Origin of the sequence: Citrobacter sp. C1 (assembly GCF_014596895.2) — a bacterium.
GTDB lineage: Bacteria > Pseudomonadota > Gammaproteobacteria > Enterobacterales > Enterobacteriaceae > Citrobacter > Citrobacter gillenii.
In genome coordinates this window covers 243,171-266,832 of the sequence record NZ_CP115035.1, presented here as the reverse complement: position 1 = coordinate 266,832, position 23,662 = coordinate 243,171, and the positions used below count along the sequence as shown (strand labels likewise).

At 53.6% G+C, this 23,662-nt stretch carries 26 protein-coding genes; 14 read left to right on the top strand and 12 right to left on the bottom strand.

All coding sequences use genetic code 11. The features are described 5' to 3' along the window. Positions 1-17 precede the first annotated feature (17 nt). From livG to livK, 4 genes are read right to left on the bottom strand one after another with little or no spacing between them, the layout of a single operon-like run. The gene (gene livG / locus IB214_RS01280; RefSeq protein ID WP_096759231.1) at positions 18-785 is read right to left on the bottom strand and encodes a high-affinity branched-chain amino acid ABC transporter ATP-binding protein LivG; all 768 of its coding nucleotides are present in this window, start codon (positions 783-785) and stop codon (positions 18-20) included. Then, positions 782-2,062: a branched chain amino acid ABC transporter permease LivM gene (gene livM, locus IB214_RS01275; protein WP_096759230.1), complete on the bottom strand. Its 1,281-nt coding sequence runs from the start codon at positions 2,060-2,062 to the stop codon at positions 782-784. The genes livG and livM overlap by 4 nt, the downstream gene beginning before the upstream one ends. Then, positions 2,059-2,985, bottom strand: coding sequence for a high-affinity branched-chain amino acid ABC transporter permease LivH (gene livH, locus IB214_RS01270; protein ID WP_096759229.1), 927 nt, complete (start codon positions 2,983-2,985; stop codon positions 2,059-2,061). Before livH ends, livM begins: the two co-directional genes overlap by 4 nt. Positions 2,986-3,032: 47 nt before the next feature. Continuing rightward, on the bottom strand, positions 3,033-4,142 hold the full coding sequence (gene livK / locus IB214_RS01265; protein WP_115257271.1) for a high-affinity branched-chain amino acid ABC transporter substrate-binding protein LivK: 1,110 nt from the start codon (positions 4,140-4,142) through the stop codon (positions 3,033-3,035). Positions 4,143-4,566: 424 nt separating this feature from the next. Between livK and panM the strand changes: the two genes are divergently transcribed. Further along, a complete protein-coding gene (gene panM, locus IB214_RS01260) occupies positions 4,567-4,950 on the top strand; it encodes an aspartate 1-decarboxylase autocleavage activator PanM (protein WP_117342613.1) in 384 nt (127 codons plus the stop codon). Positions 4,951-5,036: 86 nt separating this feature from the next. Here the strand turns inward: panM and IB214_RS01255 are convergent, their stop codons facing one another. The 5 genes from IB214_RS01255 to ftsY form a co-directional block, all read right to left on the bottom strand. Then, complete coding sequence (locus IB214_RS01255) at positions 5,037-6,140, bottom strand: branched-chain amino acid ABC transporter substrate-binding protein (protein ID WP_138140553.1); 1,104 nt, start codon at positions 6,138-6,140, stop codon at positions 5,037-5,039. 322 nt (positions 6,141-6,462) lie between these two features. Further along, positions 6,463-7,317, bottom strand: coding sequence for an RNA polymerase sigma factor RpoH (rpoH, locus tag IB214_RS01250; RefSeq protein WP_096759226.1), 855 nt, complete (start codon positions 7,315-7,317; stop codon positions 6,463-6,465). Positions 7,318-7,571: 254 nt separating this feature from the next. Further along, entirely contained in the window at positions 7,572-8,630 is a 1,059-nt protein-coding gene (gene ftsX, locus IB214_RS01245; protein ID WP_096759225.1) for a permease-like cell division protein FtsX, read from the bottom strand. Further along, positions 8,623-9,291 carry a cell division ATP-binding protein FtsE gene (ftsE, locus tag IB214_RS01240; RefSeq protein ID WP_096759224.1) on the bottom strand — a complete coding sequence of 223 codons (669 nt, stop codon included), beginning with the start codon at positions 9,289-9,291 and terminating at the stop codon, positions 8,623-8,625. Before ftsE ends, ftsX begins: the two co-directional genes overlap by 8 nt. A 2-nt stretch (positions 9,292-9,293) precedes the next feature. Further along, positions 9,294-10,814 (bottom strand): signal recognition particle-docking protein FtsY, encoded by a 1,521-nt coding sequence (ftsY, locus tag IB214_RS01235; protein ID WP_117342480.1) that lies wholly within the window; start codon positions 10,812-10,814, stop codon positions 9,294-9,296. Between the two features lie 274 nt (positions 10,815-11,088). On the opposite strand from ftsY, the gene rsmD reads away from it, so the two are divergent. Both rsmD and IB214_RS01225 read left to right on the top strand, forming a co-directional pair. Continuing rightward, positions 11,089-11,685 carry a 16S rRNA (guanine(966)-N(2))-methyltransferase gene (gene rsmD, locus IB214_RS01230; protein WP_096759222.1) on the top strand — a complete coding sequence of 199 codons (597 nt, stop codon included), beginning with the start codon at positions 11,089-11,091 and terminating at the stop codon, positions 11,683-11,685. Then, positions 11,675-11,950, top strand: coding sequence for a DUF1145 family protein (locus IB214_RS01225; protein ID WP_117342481.1), 276 nt, complete (start codon positions 11,675-11,677; stop codon positions 11,948-11,950). Before rsmD ends, IB214_RS01225 begins: the two co-directional genes overlap by 11 nt. Positions 11,951-12,016: 66 nt before the next feature. Here IB214_RS01225 and IB214_RS01220 read toward each other — a convergent pair whose 3' ends face one another. Further along, complete coding sequence (locus IB214_RS01220; protein WP_117342482.1) at positions 12,017-12,388, bottom strand: DUF2500 domain-containing protein; 372 nt, start codon at positions 12,386-12,388, stop codon at positions 12,017-12,019. Between the two features lie 141 nt (positions 12,389-12,529). Between IB214_RS01220 and IB214_RS01215 the strand changes: the two genes are divergently transcribed. Next, positions 12,530-13,156 (top strand): lysoplasmalogenase, encoded by a 627-nt coding sequence (locus IB214_RS01215; protein ID WP_096759219.1) that lies wholly within the window; start codon positions 12,530-12,532, stop codon positions 13,154-13,156. A 75-nt stretch (positions 13,157-13,231) separates the two neighbouring features. Then, on the top strand, positions 13,232-15,442 hold the full coding sequence (gene zntA, locus IB214_RS01210; protein WP_117342483.1) for a Zn(II)/Cd(II)/Pb(II) translocating P-type ATPase ZntA: 2,211 nt from the start codon (positions 13,232-13,234) through the stop codon (positions 15,440-15,442). A gap of 101 nt (positions 15,443-15,543) precedes the next feature. Here zntA and tusA read toward each other — a convergent pair whose 3' ends face one another. Further along, complete coding sequence (tusA, locus tag IB214_RS01205; protein ID WP_003827551.1) at positions 15,544-15,789, bottom strand: sulfurtransferase TusA; 246 nt, start codon at positions 15,787-15,789, stop codon at positions 15,544-15,546. 169 nt (positions 15,790-15,958) lie between these two features. Here tusA and IB214_RS01200 point away from each other — a divergent pair, with 169 nt between their 5' ends. Together IB214_RS01200 and IB214_RS01195 are read left to right on the top strand one after the other, a co-directional pair. Continuing rightward, complete coding sequence (locus IB214_RS01200; RefSeq protein ID WP_096759217.1) at positions 15,959-16,624, top strand: 7-cyano-7-deazaguanine/7-aminomethyl-7-deazaguanine transporter; 666 nt, start codon at positions 15,959-15,961, stop codon at positions 16,622-16,624. Between the two features lie 72 nt (positions 16,625-16,696). Further along, positions 16,697-17,254, top strand: a complete 558-nt coding sequence (locus IB214_RS01195) for a DcrB family lipoprotein (protein ID WP_115257264.1) — start codon at positions 16,697-16,699, stop codon at positions 17,252-17,254. 3 nt (positions 17,255-17,257) lie between these two features. Here the strand turns inward: IB214_RS01195 and IB214_RS01190 are convergent, their stop codons facing one another. After that, positions 17,258-18,475 (bottom strand): MFS transporter, encoded by a 1,218-nt coding sequence (locus IB214_RS01190; RefSeq protein WP_117342484.1) that lies wholly within the window; start codon positions 18,473-18,475, stop codon positions 17,258-17,260. A 132-nt stretch (positions 18,476-18,607) separates the two neighbouring features. Here IB214_RS01190 and IB214_RS01185 point away from each other — a divergent pair, with 132 nt between their 5' ends. The 7 genes from IB214_RS01185 to IB214_RS01155 all read left to right on the top strand — a co-directional run bounded on the left by IB214_RS01185 (position 18,608) and on the right by IB214_RS01155 (position 23,657). Then, complete coding sequence (locus tag IB214_RS01185; protein WP_115257262.1) at positions 18,608-19,657, top strand: AI-2E family transporter; 1,050 nt, start codon at positions 18,608-18,610, stop codon at positions 19,655-19,657. A gap of 415 nt (positions 19,658-20,072) precedes the next feature. Continuing rightward, positions 20,073-20,450, top strand: coding sequence for a hypothetical protein (locus IB214_RS01180; protein WP_135912828.1), 378 nt, complete (start codon positions 20,073-20,075; stop codon positions 20,448-20,450). Between the two features lie 68 nt (positions 20,451-20,518). Continuing rightward, a complete protein-coding gene (locus IB214_RS01175) occupies positions 20,519-21,580 on the top strand; it encodes a class I SAM-dependent methyltransferase (protein WP_115257260.1) in 1,062 nt (353 codons plus the stop codon). Between the two features lie 40 nt (positions 21,581-21,620). After that, on the top strand, positions 21,621-22,343 hold the full coding sequence (locus IB214_RS01170) for a beta-ketoacyl synthase chain length factor (protein ID WP_117342485.1): 723 nt from the start codon (positions 21,621-21,623) through the stop codon (positions 22,341-22,343). Then, positions 22,328-23,155, top strand: coding sequence for a lysophospholipid acyltransferase family protein (locus IB214_RS01165; RefSeq protein WP_117342486.1), 828 nt, complete (start codon positions 22,328-22,330; stop codon positions 23,153-23,155). Before IB214_RS01170 ends, IB214_RS01165 begins: the two co-directional genes overlap by 16 nt. Next, a complete protein-coding gene (locus IB214_RS01160; RefSeq protein ID WP_096759209.1) occupies positions 23,136-23,393 on the top strand; it encodes a phosphopantetheine-binding protein in 258 nt (85 codons plus the stop codon). Before IB214_RS01165 ends, IB214_RS01160 begins: the two co-directional genes overlap by 20 nt. Positions 23,394-23,405: 12 nt before the next feature. Next, positions 23,406-23,657 (top strand): acyl carrier protein, encoded by a 252-nt coding sequence (locus tag IB214_RS01155; protein ID WP_096759208.1) that lies wholly within the window; start codon positions 23,406-23,408, stop codon positions 23,655-23,657. The last annotated feature ends 5 nt before the right edge of the window (positions 23,658-23,662 follow it).

Here is a 23,662-nt window from a genome sequence, read left to right as displayed (position 1 = left end):
CTTTTGGCTCGCCCCCATTATGCTTCACCTAAATAGGCGCGGATGACATCCGGGTTATTACGAATCTGTTCCGGCGTCCCGTTTGCCAGCGGCGTGCCCTGGTTCACCACGTAGATACGGTCTGAAATCCCCATCACCAGCTTCATGTCATGTTCAATCAACAAGATTGAAGTGTTGTGATGATTACGCAGCTCAGCAATCAGCTCATCCAGCTCTTTAGTCTCTTTCGGGTTGAGTCCCGCGGCAGGTTCGTCGAGCATCAGGATTTCCGGCTGGGTCACCATGCAACGAGCAATCTCCAGACGACGCTGGTCACCATAGGCCAGATTACTGGCCTGACGGTTGGCGTGTTCCAGCAGACCGATACGCTCAAGCCAGGTGGCAGCACGGTCCAGCGCTTCGCTCTGGGCACGACGGAAAGACGGGGTTTTCAGCAATCCGGAGAAGACACCGGTTTTCAGCTGTTGGTGTTGCGCCACCAGCAGGTTTTCAATCACCGTCATCTCGCGGAACAGACGCACGTGCTGGAAGGTGCGCACCACGCCCATGCGGGCAATTTGCTGGCCCGGCAGCCCTTCCAGATGCTGATCACGCAGCTTGATCGTCCCCCCCGTCGGCTTGTAAAAACCGGTCAGACAGTTGAAAACCGTGGTTTTACCCGCACCGTTTGGCCCGATTAACGAGACAATTTCCTGCGGCCTCAGTTCCAGTTCAACGTTGTTGACCGCCAGCAGACCGCCGAAGCGCATCATCAGGCCGTTCACGGATAATAATGGCTGACTCATGCCTGCTCTCCTTCTTTCGCTTGCCCGTTTTTCAACTTCAACTGTGGACGGGTCATCGGCAGAAGCCCCTGTGGGCGCCAGATCATCATCAGTACCATCAAACCACCGAGCATCAACATGCTGTATTCATTGAAATCACGCATCAGTTCGCGTGACACCACCAGCAGGATGGCCGCCAGGATCACCGCAAACTGCGACCCCATGCCACCGAGGACTACAATCGCCAGTACGAAGGCCGATTCAGCAAAAGTGAAAGACTCCGGACTAACGAAGCCCTGACGCGCGGCGAACAGCGTGCCGGCAAAGCCGGCAAACGCGGCACTGATGGTAAAGGCGGTCAGCTTGATACGTGTTGGGTTTAAGCCCAGCGAGCGGCAGGCGATTTCATCTTCACGCAAGGCTTCCCACGCGCGGCCCAGCGGCATACGCAGCAGGCGGTTAATGACGAACAGTGAGAAAACCACCAGCAGCAACGCCACCAGATAGAGGAAAATCACACGGTCAGACGGGTCATACTTCACGCCGAAGAAGTTGCTGAAGGTATCCCAGCCGCCTTCGCGGGCGCTACGGCTGAACTCGAGACCGAAGAGAGTCGGTTTCGGGATCTGGCTGATGCCGTTCGGACCACCGGTCACTTCAGTATTGTTCAGCAACAGAATACGGACGATCTCACCAAAACCTAAGGTCACAATCGCCAGATAGTCACCGCGCAGACGCAGTACCGGGAAGCCGAGCAGGAAACCCGCTGCCGCAGAGACCAGGCCTGCCAGCGGCAGGCAGGTCCAGAAACCGAGACCGTAATAGTGGTTCAGCAGCGCGAAGGTGTAAGCACCGATAGCATAAAACCCCCCGTAGCCCAGCACCAGCAGACCAGACAGTCCCACCACCACGTTCAAGCCCAGACCGAGGATGATATAGATCATCGTCAGGGTGGCGATATCGACCGTGCCGCGTGAGACCATAAACGGCCACGCTACGGCAATCACCAGCAGCGCCACCAGGAACAGTTTTTGTTTGACGGTGGAGCCGTCAATCGCCGGCAGAATAAACTTCGGGCCGGAAACTCGCTTCATGCTGTGCTGGAAAGCCGGGCGCAGCAGCTGGAACAGAAAAACGACTCCGGTGCCGATAAACACCCACTGCCAGCGAATATCACTGGCGACATCAACGACCAGCTTGGTGCCATCCAGCTCTAACTGAACGCCCATAAAGACGCCCGCGAGGATGAAAAACATGGCGGCAGAGAGCAGCGCCATCGCAACGTGCATTGGTTTCATACTTTCTCTACCTCCGGGCGACCCAGAATACCGGTCGGCATCACCAGCAGCACGATAATCAGCAGTGCAAACGACACCACGTCTTTGTATTCCGTACTCAGATACGCAGAGGAAAGCGCTTCCGCTACACCCAGAATCAGACCGCCAATCATCGCCCCAGGGATGCTACCGATGCCACCCAGTACGGCGGCGGTAAAGGCTTTCATCCCGGCCATAAAGCCGATATACGGGTTGATAACGCCGTAGAATTGACCGAGCAGCACGCCCGCCACTGCCGCCATCGCCGCACCGATCACAAAAGTCAGCGCAATCACGCGGTCAGTGTTAATACCGAGCAGGCTGGCCATTTTCAGATCTTCTGCACAGGCACGACAGGCGCGGCCCATACGTGAGTAGCGGATGAAAATCGTCAGCGCCAGCATGGCAACAAACGTCACAACCCAGATAACTGCCTGCATGGTCGTAATGGAGGCAGAGAAGTTTTCGCTACTGCCGATGGTCCACTGGCCGTTAAACAGGCTGGGCAGCGCCACGTCGCGCGAGCCTTCGGTCAGGCTGACGTAGTTTTGCAGGAAGATGGACATCCCGATGGCGGAAATCAGCGCAATCAGGCGCTTGGAGCTGCGCACGGGCCGGTATGCCACGCGTTCAATACTCCAGCCGTAGGCGCTGGCAATCACGATAGCGCCGACGAATCCGGCCGCTACCAGCAGCCAGCTGGTATCAATACCCATCATCATTAGCGCAGCGATGATCATAAAGGAGACATAGCTGCCGATCATATACACCTCGCCGTGGGCGAAGTTGATCATGCCGATAATGCCGTACACCATCGTGTAACCGATGGCGATCAGCGCGTAGGTGCTTCCCAGCGTGACGCCGTTAAACATCTGCTGTAAGAAATAGAGGAACTGCTCGGACATATGCAAACCTTTTCATACCCGCCCGGCATCACCGGGCGGTGGGATAATTATTTGGCTACCGAGGACGACCCGTCGGCGTGCCACTGGAAGACACCAAACTCAAATCCCTTTAGATCGCCTTTTTCATCCCAATTCAGCGGCCCAATCACGGTATCAGCCCCGTGTGCTTTTAAATCTTTCACCAGATCTAGCGGTTCTTTGCTGCCGCTGCGATCCAAAGCGGTTGCCAGCGACTGCACAGCGGCGTAGGTGATCCACACATACGGTCCGGTCGGATCTTTCTTGTCCGCTTTGAGCGCGTCGACGATAGCCTTATTCGCCGGATCCTGGTCATAGCGTTTTGGCATGGTCACCAGCATGCCTTCGCCTGCCTCGCCCGCGATGTTGGACAGTGACGCATTACCCACGCCTTCTGGTCCCATAAACTGCGTTTTCAGGCCCACAGAGCGTGCCTGACGCAGCATTTGTCCCATTTCCGGGTAGTAGCCGCCGTAATAAACGAAGTCGATGTTTTCTTTCTTCAGACGGGCAATCAGCGCAGAAAAATCTTTTTCTCCGGCAGTGATCCCATCAAAGAAGACGATATTGGCTTTGCCCGCTTTCAGGCTGTCTTGTACCGAGCGCGCCAGTCCTTCACCGTACTGCTGCTTATCATGGAGGATGGCAATACGCTGAGGCTTAACCGTCTCAAGAATATATTTCGCCGCGGTGGGTCCCTGAGAGGAGTCCAGACCGGCCGTACGCATGATGTGCGCATAACCGCGCTGCGTCAGTTCCGGGTTGGTGGCACCCGGGGAAATCATCAGGATGCCTTCATCTTCGTAGATGTCGGATGCAGGTTGAGTCGACGATGAGCACAGGTGACCAATCACATACTGAATGCCGTCGTTAACGATTTTATTCGCCACGGCCACCGCCTGTTTTGGATCGCAGGCGTCGTCATATTCCACGCCCACCAGCTTGTCGCCTTTGATGCCACCTTTGGCATTAATATCTTTAATCGCCTGACGCGCGCCATTGAATTCCATATCGCCCCACTGCGCGACCGGACCTGACATTGCCCCGACCACAGCGACTTTGATCTCCTCCGCCATAGCCGTGTGCGACATTGCCAGTGCGATTACCCCTGCGATGATTGTCTTCGCATTCCTTTTCATTCCTGAATCCCCATTCGTGATGTTGTGTATTTATTTTGTATTTATATGGTTAAAAAGCAGACTGTGCTTTTTTTGAACTGTACTATTTTTACCAGTCTGATTAATGGTTTAGCACAGTTTTTTAAGCAAATTATCGCTAAAATCTCTATTTTTCAGTCGATTAAGAAAAGATAATATTCTGCTTTTCACTATAGATAAACAAAAAAAAGCACGTTTGTCAGCATAAAATAATGGCACAAAGAGCGGAATAAAATGCTGCATCCCAGGGTAATATCCTGCCTGTTTTTCAATGCCTAATGTTTCAAACTGTAATTATCGTTGTTATAAAATTAATCACCTGGTTATTCACATAAAAAAGAGAAAGCGTCCGGGGGAATTATTTCGGTACACTGATTTCATCTTTTGTGATTTGGACACGCTGTCAATGAAGCTGACCATCATTCGTTTAGAAAACTTTAGTGCTCAGGACAACATTGATCTGGGCAAAATCTGGCCGGAATATTCCGCCTCATCTCTACACGTCGATGACGCTCACCGGATCTATGCCGCGCGGTTTAATGAGCGCCTGTTAGGCGCAGTACGCGTCACCCTGAGCGATACGCAAGGCGCGCTGGATTCCTTACGCATACGCGAAATCACCCGCCGTCGCGGCGTCGGACAGTATTTGATCGAAGAAGTGATCCGCGAAAACCCTGACGTGAGTTCATGGTGGATGGCAGATGTAGGCGTGGAAGACCGCGGCGTGATGGCCGCATTTATGCAGGCATTAGGGTTTAGCGCACAGGTGGATGGCTGGGAGAAGCGGTAATAAAAAAGCCGGATGGCGCTGACGCTTATCCGGCCTATGAAGTGCTCGTTGTAGGCCCGGTAAGCAAAGCGCCACCGGGCAGTTACTCACTTAGCGTCTGTAGCCGTCCCGTTCGCATGCCAATCAAACACGCCGAACTCGAAGCCTTTCAGGTCACCCTTCGCATCCCATGACAGCGGTCCCATCACGGTTTCAACAGAGTTTGCTTTCAGGTATTTAGCAATTTCAGCCGGATCGTCGGAATGGTTCAGACCAGCCTGCAATGATTGCAGCGCAGCGTAGGTGGTCCACACAAACGCGCCGCTTGGATCCTGTTTCTTGGCCTTGATGGCATCCACGATCGGTTTGTTCGCCGGAACCTGATCATAGTTCTTCGGCTTGGTCACCAGTAAGCCTTCCGCAGATTCACCGGCGATGTTAGACAGCGACACGTTCGCCACCCCTTCTGGTCCCATAAACTGGGTTTTCAGGCCAGCAGCACGCGCCTGACGCAGGATCTGCCCCATTTCCGGGTGGTAGCCACCGTAGTAAACAAAGTCGATGTTATCTTTCTTCAGACGCGCCACCAGGGTGGAGAAGTCTTTCTCACCGGCGGTGATACCGTCAAAGAACACCACATCAGCATTCGCTTTCTTCAGGTTGTCTTGCACAGAGCGCGCCAAACCTTCACCGTACTGCTGCTTGTCGTGAACGATGGCAATGCGTTTCGGCTTCACTTTTTCAACAATATATTTCGCGGCGGTTGGCCCCTGATCAGAGTCCAGGCCAGTGGTACGCATCACCAGATTATAGCCACGCGCGGTCAGTTCCGGCGCGGTTGCCGCCGGGGTGATCATCAGAATGCCTTCATCTTCATAGATATCTGACGCGGGCTGAGTAGAAGACGAGCACAGGTGACCGATAACGTATTTAATCCCGTCGTTAACCACTTTGTTGGCAACCGCTACCGCCTGTTTCGGGTCACAGGCATCGTCGTATTTCACCACGACCAGCTTGTCACCCTTCACGCCGCCTTTGGCGTTAATGTCTGCAATCGCCTGTTCTGCACCGGTAAACTCCTGGTCGCCATACTGCGCCACCGGACCCGACATCGCGCCGACGACGGCAACTTTAATATCCTTAGCAAAGGCCATATTGCTCAAAGACAGGGCGATACATCCTGCCAATAACGCTTTACCCTTCATATTCATCCTGACAATCCCCATTATTGTGGTTATTACGTGTGTTGTGATGTTGTTGTTCAGCACTTTATTTCGATTATTGGATAGCTACCCGTGCTTTAGCAGCATACTCTGCTAAAACATACCCGATTTTTATTATTTTGGAATAGCTAATTTTACATCCAGATAACAGATTCGTGTCGGTGGGAGGGGAGGAAAGGCCCGTTTGCCCGATAAGCGAAGCGCCATCAGGCAAACGTGTTGCCGGATGGCAGCGTAAACGCCTTATCCGGCCTACAAAAAACAAAACCCCCGAATTCACATTCGAGGGTTCATTGGCAATTCGCGAAAATTACGCTTCGATTGCCGCGCGGAGTTTTTTCATGGCGTTCTTTTCAAGCTGACGCACACGTTCAGCGGAAACACCGTAGCGATCGGCCAGCTCCTGCAACGTCGACTTGTTGTCTTCGTCGAGCCAACGGGCACGGATGATGTCCTGGCTACGTTCGTCCAGACCTTCCATCGCGTAAGTCAATTTGTTCGCCGCCTGCTCTTCCCAGTTATCGTCTTCAATGCCGTCAGCAAAGTTAGACGATTTGTCCTGCAGATAAAGCACCGGAGCCATCGGCTGGCTGTCGGACTCGTCGTCCGAAGACATGTCAAACGTCATGTCCTGCGCCGCCATACGGGATTCCATTTCGCGGACGTCTTTGCTGGAAACCCCCAGCTCGCGAGCGACCATTTCAACTTCATCCTGGTTAAACCAGCCCAGACGCTGCTTAGTTTTACGCAGGTTAAAGAACAGCTTACGCTGTGCTTTGGTGGTCGCGACTTTAACGATACGCCAGTTACGCAGAACGTATTCGTGGATCTCTGCTTTGATCCAGTGCACGGCGAAAGACACCAGGCGCACACCCACTTCCGGGTTGAAACGGCGCACGGCTTTCATCAGGCCGATATTACCTTCCTGAATCAGATCCGCCTGCGGCAGGCCATAGCCCGCGTAGTTACGAGCAACATGAACAACAAAGCGCAGGTGAGACAGGATCAGCGTTTTAGCTGCTTCCAGATCGCCCTGGTAATGCAGCTTTTCAGCCAGTGCCCGCTCCTCGTCAGCCGACAACATCGGCCACGCGTTTGCAGCCCGGATGTAAGATTCCAGGTTACCAACAGGGGCTAAAGCTAAATTTTGCATTTCTTTGGTCATTCAAATCCTCTCAATCTATATCATCTGGCGCGTTGAAAAATCGACAGCAACAACCATGCCAGAGCTTATGAGCAACGAGAATATCATTCAATCTTTTATCAGACAGTGATTTTATCCACAAGTTCCATGTCGTACTGTGTATACATTACGCACAAAATGTGACATCACAATGACTATGTCGGGAAGAGACAACAGGGACTCTTTCCCTGCAGAGCGAACTTCTCAGTGCAGGGAAAGATTATACCAGAGATTTTTTAATCGGGGGTAAAGTGGCGTAAATGTTGGACCGTGGCAAGCCAGGCTGCCACCCAGCCAATCATTGAGCACACCAGCAGCAGCAGCAGGCACTCGTCGAATGATAAGCCGTTGATATCAAATTTAGTTCCAAAAACCTGTGCCACTTCAGTGACCGCTGAAGACAGACGCATCACCAAAATTTCTGACAAAATCAGTGAAAGAAAAGCGCCCGAAAAGCCAAGCAGCGCTCCGCCGTAGAGGAACGGTCGCAGGATAAACCCATCCGTTGCACCAATCAGTTTCTGTACGTTGATGGTATCGCGGCGGGCAAAAATGCTCAGTCGTACGCTGTTGCCGATAACCAGGAACACCGCGGCCACCATCAGCACGCCAATCATTGCCGAAACGCGCCCCACCAGACTTGTCAACGCCGCCAGCCGCGCAAACCAGCTGTCATCCATGCGCACTTCATCAATACCATTGATTTGTGCCACCCGATCACGCAGCGTGTTCAGCGACTCCGTGCCCTGGAAATCCAGTTTTGGGATAACCACCGCCACGGCCGGCAGCGGGTTCTCTTCCAGCATATCCAGCGCACCGCCAAAACCAGACCAGTTACGGAATTCACCCAGGGCATCGTCGCGGGAAAGATAATTCACCTTCTCCACGCCCTGCTCGGCCTGCAATTGACCAACCACCCGCGCCGCCGCGTCATCATCCAGCGTTTTCTGCAAATACACGGTGATCTGCGGGGACGGATAATACTGGCTTGCCGCCTGGTTTACGTTCTTATAGACCATGTAACACACGCTCGGCAGCGTCAGGGAGATGGCGATCACCATCACCGTCAGGAACGTCGCCAGCGGCTTGCTTTTCAGGTCCTGTAACGCGCCCTGGAACGCATAGCGCACCTGCTCGTTAAAGACATTGGTTTTACGTGAGTTCGGCTTTGGTGAGGATTTTGCCCGCTTCGGCGCGTTGCGTCCCCCGTCACCTGGCGCACCGCCCGATTTACGAAAACGGTCCAGTCGCCCACCGAACTGTTTGATTTGATTAATAGCGTCACGTCTATTCATGCGCCAGGCCTCCATGCAGGTGTCCGTCGCTCAGGACCATCTGGCGATAGGAACGACGGGAGATCAGCCCAATGTCGTGCGTCGCCATTAATACCGTAACCCCGACGCGGTTGAACTCTTCGAACAGGCGTAAGATCCCCTCCGACAACGCGTCATCGAGGTTCCCGGTCGGTTCATCCGCCAGCAGTACCGCAGGTTTATTCACCACCGCACGGGCAATTCCCACGCGCTGCTGCTCACCGCCGGAGAGTTGAATCGGGAAATTCTTCGCTTTGTCCAGCAGCCCGACCTTGTCCAGTGCCGCTGACACGCGGCGACGAATATCGTCCCCGCTGGCACCCGCGATAATCAGCGGAATAGCCACGTTGTCAAAAACGGTCCGATCCATCAGCAGATGGTGATCCTGAAAAATCATGCCGATCTGGCGACGCAGAAACGGCACTTCACGGTTTTTCAAACGGCTGATGTCATGCCCGCTGAAGGAAATTTTCCCGGCACTGGGCCGTTCAATCCCACAGATCAGCTTCAGCAGGGTACTTTTCCCCGCACCGGAGTGGCCGGTCAGAAACGCCATCTCGCCAGGCTGCATATGGAATGTGACTCCCTGCAGCGCTTGTCTCCCACCGAGATAGGCCTTGCTGACATGTTCAAAGCGAATCATTGTTAATCCTCTCGGGCAAAAAGTGCCTCTATAAAATCGTCCGCTTTAAACGGACGTAAATCCTCGATACGTTCGCCCACACCGATGTAGCGGATAGGGATGCCAAACTGGTCGGCAACCGAGAAAATTACCCCACCTTTCGCCGTACCGTCCAGCTTGGTCAGGGTAATACCGGTCAAACCCACCGCTTCATGGAACAGTTTGGCCTGGCTTATGGCATTCTGCCCGGTACTGGCGTCAAGGGTCAGCATAATTTCATGCGGCGCATCTTCGTCGAGCTTTTTCATCACGCGAACGATTTTTTTCAATTCTTCCATCAGATGCGCTTTGTTCTGCAAGCGACCTGCGGTATCGGCAATTAACACGTCTACGTTACGCGCCTTCGCCGCCTGGATGGCATCAAAGATAACAGACGCGGAATCCGCGCCGGTATGCTGTGCAATCACCGGAATGTTGTTACGCTGGCCCCAGACCTGCAGCTGCTCGACCGCCGCCGCACGGAAGGTATCTCCCGCAGCCAACATCACCGATTTGCCCTGCTGCTCGAACTGACGTGCCAGCTTGCCGATGGTGGTGGTTTTACCCACACCGTTCACACCAACCATTAAGATAACAAACGGCGTCTTACCATCCACATTTAGCGGTTCATCAACCTTCGCCAGAATCTCGCCCATTTCATCTTTCAGCAGACCGTACAGCGCTTCAGCATCTTTAAGCTGCTTGCGGCTGGCCCCTTCCGTCAGGTTGGCGATGATCTTACGGGTGGTTTCTACCCCCACATCGGCGATCAGCAACTGCTCTTCCAGTTCTTCAAACAGATCATCGTCGATCTTTTTACCGCGGAACAGACTGATAAATCCGGAACCGAGGTTTTCTTTGGTTTTTAGCAGGCTGCGTTTCAGACGCGCAAAGAAGCCTTCTTTCGTCGGTTTCTCCTGTTCTTGTACCGTTTCTTCTTCTGCTGGCTCTTCTACAGCAGGTTCTTCTACGACAGGTTCTTCTACCGGCACAACCATGACGGCTTCTTCTGCCGCTTCAGCAGCCAGCGCCTGCGCTTCCAGTTCTTCGTCGGTCAGCTGCGGTTCGTTTTCCGCTTCTTCTTCAACCGCTTCAACAATTTCAACGGTTTCCGCTTCGGCCTGCCATTCTTCTGGCGAAATTTCTTCGGTTTTTACTTCTTCCGGCAGCGGTAACTCTTCGTGTTCGATAACCGCCGTTGGCGCAGGGGCTTCAACAACCGGTTCAACCTCCGGCTGCGGTTGCTCGACCACAGGTTCTGGTTCTGGCTGCAGTTTTTCGATTTCTGCAACCTGTTCAGTGACTTCCACAACTTCAGCCGCAAAGGCCTCCGTTTCGGCTTCGCTATGGGTTTCCTGCGCGCGCGGCGGTTCCTCAACAACGGCAGATTCTTCTACAACCTGTTGTTGTTCTTCGTTTTTTAATTCTGTCTCGTTTTCCGGTGCCTGCTCTTTTTGACCAAAGCCCAGCCAGGAAAAAAAGCCACGTTTTTTCTCTTTCGCCATTTGCGACTACACTCCCCGCTGTTGCTTCATGGCACAGCGTCAACGCTATGTACATAGCAGCTAAAAAAATGATGAAATAGTCTATCACTTATACCCAATGAATTTCGAGTTACGTCAAGGCGGCAAGCGCACGAATCCCGATGAGCTTACTTTAGTAAGTGATTCGGGTGAGTAAGTGCAGCCAACGAAGAGGTCACTTGAAAGGCGACGGGTTAACTTAACTCACATCACCGCCTGGAATGACATGCTATAGGCGGATTGAGCAATAATAGAAATGAAAAAACCGAATCACTCAGGCAGCGGCCAGATCCGCATTATTGGCGGGCAATGGCGCGGCCGTAAACTCCCGGTTCCGGACAGCCCGGGTCTGCGACCCACTACTGACCGTGTCCGCGAAACGTTGTTTAACTGGCTGGCACCAATGATGGTCGATGCCCAGTGTCTGGACTGCTTTGCTGGCAGCGGTGCGCTGGGACTGGAAGCACTCTCCCGTTATGCCGCAGGCGCAACGCTTCTGGAAATGGATCGGGCGGTGTCTCAGCAGCTACAAAAAAATCTCGTCACGCTGAAGGCCAATCACGCCCGCGTCGTCAACACCAATACGCTGGCGTTTCTGGCTCAGGCAGGGTCGCCGCATAATGTGGTGTTTGTTGATCCGCCGTTTCGTAAAGGATTACTGGAAGAAACATTAACGCTTCTGGAAACGAATGGCTGGCTGGCAAACGAGGCGTATATTTACGTTGAGAGCGAAGTCGAAAACGGCCTGCCGCCGGTTCCGGTTAACTGGTCGTTGTATCGTGAAAAAGTCGCCGGCCAGGTTGCCTATCGCCTGTATCAACGTGAAGCACGAGGAGAACACCATGCTGATTAACCTGGGACGCCTGCTGATGCTGGGCGTCTGGGCATTCTTGCTGCTCAACCTTTTTCAGCCCTTCCCGCGCCCGCTCAATATCTTCGTTAACGTGGCACTGGTGTTTATGGTGCTGATGCACGGCATGCAGCTGGCGCTGCTAAAAAGCACCCTACCGAAAGACGGCCCGCAGATGACCACCGGCGAGAAAGCGCGTATTTTCCTGTTCGGCGTGTTTGAGTTGCTGGTCTGGCAGAAGAAGATTAAAGATAAGTTGAAGAAGTAGCCGTGATCTTTTCGCCCGGCGGCGCGTTGCGAGCCGGGCCCACAGACTTGTAGGCCGGATAAGGCATCAGCCGCCATCCGGCAGTCGTTGGGTAAAATCAACAAAGCGCGACCCTTTGTAACTCAGCGTGCCTTTATCGCCGACCGTTAACGCATGATACTGCTGTGCATCCAGGCGAAACGTCTGCTCCATTCCCCCGCTAAGTGGCTTAAAGCTCGCTTCATAACGCATGCTGGTACCCGCTGGAGTCACTTCCTGCTGGCGCGAACGTCGGTCATTCAGCGGTTTTTCCCGCTTATTGCTCACCATAACCTGCTTTTGCACCAGCGGCGCGGCATCATTATCCGCTTTTTCCCGGCGCTGCTGGACAAAGCGAAACGACGCGGCGACAACGATTAATACAATGATAACAATGAAAAAAAGTGGTGGCTTACTCATTTTATTAACCCATCAGAAAATGCGGAAATAAGCATACCCTGCCTGTTATGGTGTTGTCATCTGGCGGTGTCGACCTCTACACTGGACAGAAGAGCCGTAAGCACCCCGCTTACGAAAAAATAACGAATTCAAGGAACTAAGATGCTTTGGTCGTTTATCGCTGTTTGTCTTTCCGCATGGCTGTTCGTGGATGCGTCCTATCGTGGTCCCACCTGGCAACGCTGGGTCTTTAAACCCCTGACATTATTGCTGCTGTTGCTGCTGGCCTGGCAGGCGCCAATGTTTAATGCCATCAGCTATCTGGTGCTGGCCGGCCTGTTGGCCTCACTGCTCGGCGATGCGCTGACGCTGTTGCCGCGTCAACGTCTGCTGTACGCCGTGGGGGCGTTTTTCCTGTCGCATTTGCTCTATACCATCTATTTCGCCAGCCAAATGACGATGTCATTCTTCTGGCCTCTGCCGCTGGTACTGCTGGTGTTGGGTGCCCTGCTGATCGCCGTGATCTGGACGCGACTGGAAGAACTGCGCGTCGCCATCTGCACCTTTATCGGCATCACTCTGATGATGGTCTGGATGGCTGGCGAGCTGTGGTTCTTCCGCCCAACCGCCCCGGCGCTGTCGGCATTTATGGGTGCCTCATTGCTGTTCATCGGCAATATTGTCTGGCTGGGTAGTCATTATCGCCGCCGCTTCCGCGCCGATAACGCCATTGCCGCCGCCTGCTACTTCGCCGGACATTTCCTGATTGTACGTTCACTGTACCTTTAAAAACGCTTGACTCTGGAGTCGACTCCAGAGTGTATCCTCCGGTTAATACGAAATGATTATCAACCGGAGGATGCCATGTCGACGCCCGATACCAATGGCAAAAAAGCCCCACAATTTTCTTCATTCAAGCTCGCACCTGCACCCCAGAAGGTTGATGACTGCTGCAGTGAAGGCCGTTGCTCGACAGCCGCACCCTCACCCACGCCCGTATCCAATACGGTGGACGGCACGCGCTATACCTGGAAAGTCTCAGGCATGGATTGCGCCGCCTGCGCGCGTAAAGTTGAAAATGCGGTCCGCCAGGTCAGCGGCGTCAACCAGGTTCAGGTGCTGTTCGCTACCGAAAAACTGGTGGTCGATGCCGGGGCCGATATTCGCCAGAACATAGAAAACGCGGTGCAAAAAGCGGGCTATACCCTGCGCGATGAGCAAGCACCGGAAGCCGCACCCGAGTCGCGGTTTAAAGAAAATCTGCCGCTGATCACCCTCATCGTCATGATGGCGATTAGCTGGGGGCTGGAGCAGTTCAATCATCCCTTTGGTCAGATGGCGTTTATCGCCACGACGCTGGTCGGGCTGTATCCCATTGCCCGTCAGGCGCTGCGCCTGATGAAAACCGGCAGCTACTTTGCCATTGAAACGTTAATGAGCGTCGCCGCCATTGGTGCGCTGTTTATTGGTGCCACGGCGGAAGCCGCGATGGTACTGCTGCTGTTTTTAATTGGCGAACGCCTGGAAGGATGGGCTGCCAGCCGCGCCCGCAAAGGGGTCAGCGCGCTGATGGCGCTAAAACCCGAAACCGCAGTCCGCCTGCGCAATGGCGAGCGCGAAGAGGTGGCCATTAACAGCCTCCAGCCCGGCGACGTGATTGAAGTGGCTGCAGGTGGGCGCTTACCCGCCGACGGTAAACTGGTCTCCGGCTTTGCCAGCTTTGATGAAAGCGCCCTGACCGGCGAATCTATTCCTGTCGAACGCGCCACGGGCGATAAAGTCCCGGCGGGCGCCACCAGCGTTGACCGCCTTGTCACGCTGGAAGTCCTGTCTGAACCGGGCGCCAGCGCCATTGACCGCATCCTGAAGCTGATAGAAGAAGCCGAAGAGCGTCGGGCCCCGATTGAGCGGTTTATTGATCGCTTCAGCCGCATTTACACTCCGGCCATCATGGCGATCGCCCTGCTGGTCACTCTTGTTCCCCCACTGCTGTTTGCCGCCTCCTGGCAGGAGTGGATTTATAAAGGGCTGACGCTGCTGTTGATTGGCTGCCCGTGTGCGCTGGTGATCTCAACGCCTGCCGCAATCACCTCCGGGCTGGCGGCAGCGGCGCGGCGTGGGGCGCTGATTAAAGGCGGAGCCGCGCTGGAGCAATTAGGTAGGGTCACTCATGTGGCATTCGATAAAACCGGTACCCTGACCGTGGGTAAACCGCGCGTGACGGCGATTCATCCGGCGAGCGGCATCAGCGAGTCCGAACTGCTGGCGCTGGCGGCAGCGGTTGAGCAAGGTGCCACGCACCCGCTGGCTCAGGCGATTGTCCGTGAAGCGCAGACCCGTGAATTAACCATCCCGGCAGCACAAGCGCAGCGGGCGTTGGTGGGTTCGGGTATTGAAGCGCAGGTCAATGGCGAGCGGATACTGATTTGCGCAGCGGGCAAACAGCCTGCCGAAGCCTTTGCCGGACAGATTAGTGAACTGGAAAGCGCCGGGCAAACGGTGGTACTGGTGCTGCGCAACGATGCGGTGCTCGGCGTGCTGGCCTTACAGGATACACTGCGTGACGACGCCCTGACCGCCATCAACGAGCTTCATCAGTTGGGCGTAAAAGGCGTGATCCTGACCGGGGATAACCCACGTGCGGCGGCAGCAATTGCCGGTGAGTTGGGGCTGGAATTCAAAGCAGGCCTGCTACCGGAGGATAAAGTTCGGGTAGTGACCAGCCTGAACCAGCAGTCCCCGCTGGCGATGGTTGGGGACGGGATTAACGACGCGCCGGCAATGAAAGCAGCCACCATCGGCATTGCGATGGGAAGCGGCACCGACGTCGCCCTGGAAACGGCGGATGCCGCCCTGACCCATAACCGCCTGCGCGGCCTGGTGCAAATGATCCAACTGGCACGCGCCACTCACGCCAATATTCGCCAGAACATTGCCATTGCGCTGGGTCTGAAGGGGATTTTCCTGATAACCACGCTACTGGGGATAACCGGATTGTGGCTGGCGGTGCTGGCAGATACAGGGGCAACGGTACTGGTGACTGCCAACGCGCTGCGGCTGTTACGGAAAGGGTAGTGCCTGTTTCTCGCCTGATGGTGCTTCGCTTATCAGGCCGACTGGTTGTTCGTCATTCGTAGGCCGGATTAGGCGCTTGCGCCGCCATCCGGCAAACAAGCTTACTGACCTTTGCGCACTAAATAGCGGTACGGCAGAGAGTCGGTCTCTTTGGCCACCAGCTCATGTTCCATAAACGTACAAAAGCCGGGAATGTCGCGGGTTGTCGCCGGATCGTCCGCGACAATCAGCAGCGTTTCACCGGCCTGCATGCCGCGCACAGTTTTACGCACCATCATCACTGGTTCCGGGCAGCGCAGCCCTTGGGCATCAAGGGTATGGTCGGGAGAGGTAAACAAATCGCTCATCGTTGTCTCGTTCAATAAAAAACGGCGTTATTTTACGCTCTGTTGGTCAGTAAGCCAATCAGGTTAACGATTGCGTGAAAAACAACCATTGCAAAGCCCTGTTAAAGCAGTATCATGCGACCGTTTTATTGGGTTCCCTCACCCCAATTCTTGACTAAAAAGGTACAATATGACTCCGTTTACACAAACTCAGCGCGTAAAAGCGTTGTTCTGGCTATCGCTATTCCATCTGCTGGTGATCACATCCAGCAACTATCTGGTACAACTGCCGATCACCATCTTCGGTTTCCATACCACATGGGGCGCCTTTAGCTTTCCGTTTATTTTCCTCGCCACCGACCTGACCGTTCGCATTTTTGGCGCACCTCTGGCACGACGCATCATTTTTGCGGTCATGATCCCCGCGCTGTTGATCTCCTATGGGGTTTCCGCGCTGTTTTATATGGGGTCCTGGCAAGGATTTGACGCGCTGCTGCACTTTAATCTGTTTGTCGCCCGTATCGCCGCCGCCAGCTTTATGGCCTACGCACTGGGTCAAATTCTGGATGTGCACGTCTTTAACCGCCTGCGTCAAAACCGCCGCTGGTGGCTCGCACCTACCGCCTCCACGCTGTTTGGCAACATCAGCGATACGCTGGCCTTCTTCTTTATCGCCTTCTGGCGCAGCCCGGATGCCTTTATGGCCGAGCACTGGATGGAAATCGCGCTGGTCGATTACTGTTTCAAGGTGCTGATCAGTATTATTTTCTTCCTGCCGATGTACGGTGTGTTGCTGAATATGTTACTGAAAAGGCTGGCAGATAAATCCGAAATCGCGGCATTACAGACGAGTTAAAGGTTCATTTTCCGAGTTGTGATAAGATGGACGAATGAGCCGTTATGGCCGTTTATCGAAAGGAAGAAGTCAATGCGCAATCTGGTTAAATATGTCGGTATTGGCCTGCTGGTTATGGGGCTTGCGGCCTGTGATAATAGCGATACCAAAGCGCCAGCCGAGGGTGCTGCCGCGGAAAGTAACGCCGCCGGACAACCGGTCAGCCTGCTGGACGGCAAGCTCAGTTTTTCCCTGCCAGCAGATATGACCGATCAGAGCGGCAAGCTGGGTACTCAGGCCAACAATATGCACGTGTATTCTGACGCAACCGGCCAGAAAGCAGTGATTGTGATTGTCGGTGATGACACCAGTGAAGACCTGACCGTGCTGGCCAAACGCTTGGAAGATCAGCAGCGTAGCCGTGACCCGCAGCTGCAGGTCGTCACCAACAAGTCGATTGAGCTGAAGGGCCATACCCTGCAGCAGTTAGACAGCATTATCTCCGCCAAAGGCCAGACCGCTTACTCTTCTGTGGTGCTGGGCAAAGTGGACAACCAGCTGTTGACCCTGCAGATCACGCTGCCTGCTGACGATCAGCAGAAAGCGCAGGCGACCGCAGAGAACATCATTAACACGCTGGTTATCCAGTAACGGTTAAGACGATGACACGGCCTCCGCAGAGTCCTCCGGGGGCCGTTTTTTTAACCGCCAGGTCAGCAATAACGCCACCGCCACCAGCCCGGCTGCCGCCAGATAAATAACCGGTACGCCCGCCCACGTCATCACCAGTCCCGCCAGCGGCCCGGTAATCCCCAGTGAGAGATCCATAAATACCGTGTAGGTCGCCAGCGCAGCGCCCTGATTCTGCTGCGGCACCGCTTTTACCGCCACCACGCCCAGCGCCGGGAACACCAGCGAGAACCCCGCACCTGCCAACAGAACGCCTACTTTCGCCATCCACGGCATATCCGCCATCCCTACCAGCAGCAGCCCAACTATTTCCACGCTAAAACAGATCATCGCCACATTTAACCCGCCTAAGCGGTTAATGCCGTTTGGGAATAACAGGCGGGTCCCGACAAACGTACAGCTAAACAGCGTCAACGCGAATGCCGCGCCGTCCCAGCCTTTAGCGTCATAAAACAGCGTGATAAAGGTGGCGATCACCCCAAAACCAGCGGAAGCCAACGCCAGCGCCATACCGTACAACCAGACGCGCCCGAGCACCGCGCGAAACGGCATCGGCTTGCCCTTGCTGGCCTTCACCGCCGGACGTGGCAGCGCCAACATTATTGCTAACAGAGCCACCGCCATGATGGTCAGCGCCAGTCCCTGCAAACCACCCCAGGCGTAACACAGCACGCCCAGCGGCGCGCCTATCGCCATCGCCCCGTAGGTGACGATACCGTTCCATGAAATCACCCGCCCAATGTGTATGGAGCCCACCACACCCACGCCCCACAGCGTTGAACCGGTACCGGCAAAACTTTGCCCAATCCCCAGGATCACACGCCCGAGGCACAGCAACAGTAAGCTCACCATCGGCCAGCCGCTGGTTGTTCCCGCCAGCAAATAGCCCAGGCCACTTAAAAAACAGCCGCACAGCCCGAACACGACAATCTTTTTCGGCCCCAGCAGATCGGCGTATCGCCCCGCATGCGGGCGGCTCAACAAGGTGGCGAAATATTGCAGGCTGATCACAAGCCCAGCCCAGAAGGCGCTAAAACCCATAACATCATGAACATAGCCGGGTAGCACCGCGAGCGGCAAGCCAATAGTCAGGTAGCTGGCGAAGTTAAACATCACCACCGAGACAATGCGCAGATTGAGACGAAATCCGTTAAGCGCCGGTTCAGCGACGGGTTCGGGCATGAAGGGTCACCACATTTTTACAACAGTGTTTCATTTCTACCATGTTGCCGGGCAGAAATCAGCAGACAGTTTAGGAATATAGGTCGTAAGCCAGCCGCTACACTTAGAGCAAAACGTAAAAAGGAAGAACACATGACAAGCGCTCAGCCTGATAAAACAGGTTTGCATATTTTGCTCAAACTGGCCGCCCTGGTGGTGATCCTCGCAGGTATTCATGCGGCTGCCGACATTATTGTGCAGCTGTTGCTGGCCCTCTTTTTTGCCATCGTCCTGAACCCGCTGGTGACCTGGTTTATTCGCCGGGGGCTGCGTCGCCCGATTGCCATTACGCTGGTGGTGGTAGTGATGCTGTTCGTGCTCACCGCGCTGGTCGGCGTTCTCGCATCTTCAATCACAGAATTCATGGACATGCTGCCAAAGTACAACAAGGAGCTGACGCGCAAGGTCCTCTACGTGCAAGAGATGGTGCCCTTTCTTAACCTGCACATGTCGCCAGAACGTCTACTGCAACGTATTGACTCCGACAAGCTAATGACCTTCACGACCACGCTGATGACCGGGCTTTCCGGCGCAATGGCCAGCGTCTTCCTGCTGGTAATGACGGTGGTGTTTATGCTGTTTGAGGTACGCCATGTTCCTTACAAGCTGCGCTTTGCGCTGAATAATCCGCAGATCCATATTGCGGGTCTGCACCGTGCATTGAAGGGCGTTTCTCACTACCTGGCGTTAAAAACATTGCTCAGCTTATGGACCGGGGCTATCGTCTGGCTGGGACTGGCGCTAATGGGCATTCAGTTTGCGCTGATGTGGGGCGTGCTGGCATTCCTGCTTAACTATGTACCCAATATTGGCTCGGTGATTTCCGCCGTCCCTCCCATGCTGCAGGCGCTGCTGTTCAACGGGATTTACGAATGCGTGCTGGTCGGCGCCCTGTTTCTGGTCGTACATATGGTGATTGGCAATATCCTCGAGCCGCGTATGATGGGCCATCGTTTAGGCCTGTCGACGCTTGTTGTCTTCCTGTCCTTACTGGTATGGGGATGGCTGCTCGGTCCCGTCGGCATGTTACTTTCCGTGCCGCTTACCAGCGTGTGTAAAATCTGGATGGAAACTACCAGGGGTGGCAGCAAGCTGGCAATTTTGCTTGGCCCCGGTAGACCGAAAAGTCGATTACCGGGATAAACTACCAGACAAGGTAGTTTATATATTACGAATAAGATGGTAATAACGCAGACATTACCATCTTAACTTAAATAAAAAACCAATATACAAAGTAAAACCATAATAACTAAAATAAAAAACCTTCCAAAAACACATCTCCAGCACTAACCCACTATATTTAAAAACCATTTAAATTGATGCGCTTAGCTTGATAACGTATACTTCGCACCAATCATGTTGCTGCAAAATTTCCAACTGAAGAAAACCATTAAATATTAAGAAATCATGCCACCAGCACCGTGTTATCTGTCATGTGGAATACAACTCTAATTTAGCTTAAATAAAGATACAGATGATGAAAGGCGAGAATAATTTCATCACTTATTATTTCAATCGTATAAAAATACCGTGATAGGGAGTTTTAATGAAACAGTATATTAAGTGGTTTGCCGCTATTGCGGTTGTCGGCGCGCTGGCAGGCTGTGCGCGTACTGCGCCGATCGATCAAGTTCACTCAAGCGTTAGCGCGGGGCACACTCAGGACCAGGTTAAAAACGCCATTCTAAAAGCCGGCATTCAACGCCAGTGGATCATGACGGAAATTAACCCGGGGGTGATCAAAGCTCGTCAACAGACACGCGATCACGTGGCAGAAGTCCGTATCACCTACACCGCGACCAGCTACGACATCAAATATGACAGCAGTCTTAACCTGCAGGCTTCAGGCGGAAAAATTCATAAAAACTATAACCGTTGGGTGCGCAATCTGGACAAAGACATTCAGGTCAATCTGGCAGCCGGTGCCAATCTGTAATTATGCCTAAAGTCGGGCCGATAAGGCCCGATAACCTCACTATCTGCCACTCAACAGGTTGTTCCCACATGTACGAACAGGACTCGCTCAGCGCACTGGATGCTATTACTGAAGCACAACGTATCGCATTTGCCCCTATGCTTTTTCAAACCGCGTTGTGCCTGCGAAATGCGGGAGTACTGACCTGGCTGGATAAGCAAGGTAAACGCGGCGCTACGCTCGACGAAATTACCGAAAACAGCACCATCAACGAATATGCCGCCAGCATATTGCTGGATATGGGATTAAGTGGGCGCATCATTACCCACAAAGAGGGATATTATTACCTCGCCAAAATCGGTCATTTTCTTTTACATGACACGATGACTAGAGTGAACATGGATTTCACTCAGGATGTTTGCTATCAGGGGCTGTTCTATCTGGAAAATGCGCTGAAAGAAGGTAAACCCGCCGGATTAAAAATATTTGGCGACTGGCCAACCATTTATCCCGCCCTGTCGCAATTACCGCTGGCGGCGCGTGAAAGTTGGTTTGCTTTTGATCATTACTATTCAGACGGGGCATTTGACGCGGCATTACCGTATGTATTCGCCAATGCCCCTGCAACCCTGTACGATGTCGGCGGAAATACCGGAAAATGGGCATTACGTTGTTGTCAGCATGATGACAATATCGCCGTCACGTTATTAGATTTACCACAACAAATTGCGCTGGCCCGTGAAAATATCGAAAATGCAGGATTATCTCATCGCATAAAGTTCCATGCTGTGGATATGCTTAGTGACTCGCCTTTACCCGCAGAGGCTGATATCTGGTGGATGAGTCAATTCCTGGACTGTTTTTCCCCGGAGCAAATTATCGCCATGCTGAGCAAGATTGCCGGCGTAATGAAACCCGGTGCCAAACTCTGCATTATGGAACTGTTCTGGGATGCGCAGAAATTTGAAGCGGCCTCATTTAGCCTGAATGCGTCTTCGCTTTATTTTACCTGTATGGCGAACGGCAACAGTCGTTTCTACAGCGTAGAGAAGTTTTATCACTATCTGAAACAGGCAGGTTTTCAGGTAGATGAACGCCACGATAACCTGGGTATTGGGCATACTTTATTGATATGCCAGAAGAAAAAATAACAAACAACTGGAATAACCGATTTATCGCGGACGCGCGTTGATGAAATTTGCATTAAACATTACCGACTGGCAGGCAAAAGCTCCAGGATTAAGCGAAGCGGCACAGTGGCATGAATGGTCACGGCTTTCGCACACCATCGATCCAGCCGCGCCACAGGGAAAGCTCAGTGAATTACCGATGATGACCGCTCGCCGCCTCAGTTCGGGTAGCAAGCTGGCCGTCGAGTGCGGGCTGGCAATGCTCCGTCGTCATGCGATCGATGCCGTCCTCTATACCAGTCGTCACGGTGAACTGGAACGTAACTACCGCATTCTGCACGCATTGGCGACAGAGCAGCCAATCTCTCCGACCGATTTCGCCCTGTCCGTGCATAACTCCGCCGTCGGCAACCTGACCATCGCCGCAAAAAAACCGATCGTATCCTCCTCGCTCTCAGCAGGCAAAGACACGTTCCAGCAAGGGTTATGCGAAGTGATGGGCCTGCTACAGGCGGGATATCAGCGGGTGTTAATGGTCGATTTCGATGGTTTCCTGCCTGAGTTTTATCACCCGCAGCTGCCTGCTGACATGCCGACCTGGCCATTTGCCGTCGCGTTGGTTATTGAACCAGGTAGTCAGTGGCGGTGTGAAACCCGCCCATACCGCGACCACGGCGAGTCCACGTTGCCGCAAAGCCTGCTGTTTTTACAACATTATCTGCGAGATACCCCGGCGTTTACGCTGACGGGTGAACGCGTACAGTGGCAATGGAGTCAGGGGTGAGCGCGGTGTTCCAGCCCCTTAACCGGGCATGGCGACTGGTGATGACCGGTTTATGCTTCGCCCTGTTTGGCATCGGCGGACTGCTCCTTTCCACTATCTGGTTTAACGTATTGTTAATCACAGTATGGAATAATTCCAGACGTCGGCGCATTGCCAGACGCAGCATAGCCGCCAGTTTTCGTCTCTTTTTAACGGTGACGAAGGGGCTTGGCGTGCTGGATTACCATATTGAAGGGCGTGACGTTTTGCTCAAGGAACGAGGATGTCTGGTCGTCGCCAACCATCCGACGCTCATCGACTATGTGCTACTGGCTTCGGTCATGGCAGAAACAGACTGTCTGGTGAAAAGCGCGCTCCTGAAGAATCCGTTCCTCGGCGGCGTAGTCCGGGCGGCGGATTATCTGATTAACAGCCAGGCTGATGCACTGTTGCCCGCCTGCCAGCAGCGGCTGGAACAAGGCAACACAATATTGATTTTCCCCGAGGGGACACGTACGCGTCCCGGTGAGGAAATGACGCTCCAGCGTGGTGCGGCAAATATCGCCGTGCGCTGCCACAGCGACTTACGCATAGTCACGATTAGCTGCAGCGAGCAAATGCTTGATAAGCAAAGCAAATGGTATGACATTCCACCGGCTAAACCCGTGTTTACCATTTCCGTCCGCGCACGGGTAAAAATCGACCAATTTTACGATGCAAATTCACAAGAACCGGCGCTGGCCGCAAGGCAGTTGAACCGGCATCTTTTGCTTCAATTACAACCAGGTACGTTACCTCTTTCAGGAATTAATGATGCAAGCGCTTTATCTTGAAATCAAAAATCTCATTATAACGACATTGAATCTCGACGAACTTACTGCTGACGATATTGAAACCGACGCAGCGCTGTTTGGCGATGGCTTAGGGCTGGACTCCATCGACGCCCTGGAGTTAGGCCTGGCGGTGAAAAATGAGTATGGCGTGGTTCTCTCGGCTGAGAGCGAAGAGATGCGCCAGCACTTCTTCTCCGTCGCCACGCTGGCATCTTTCATTCACGCGCAACGTGCCTGAGGAAAGTCCGTTATGACTGAACAAAAAGCCATTTACGAAGAAGTCTCCGCGCTGCTGGTTAAGCTGTTTGAAGTCGACCCACAGGACATTAAGCCCGAGGCGCGCTTGTATGACGATCTGGAACTGGACAGCATTGACGCTGTTGACATGATCGTGCATCTGCAAAAGAAAACCGGCAAGAAAATCAAGCCGGAGGAATTTAAAGCGGTGCGGACAGTGCAGGATGTCGTCGATGCGGTAGAACGCCTGCTCAAAGAAGCATAACGCAT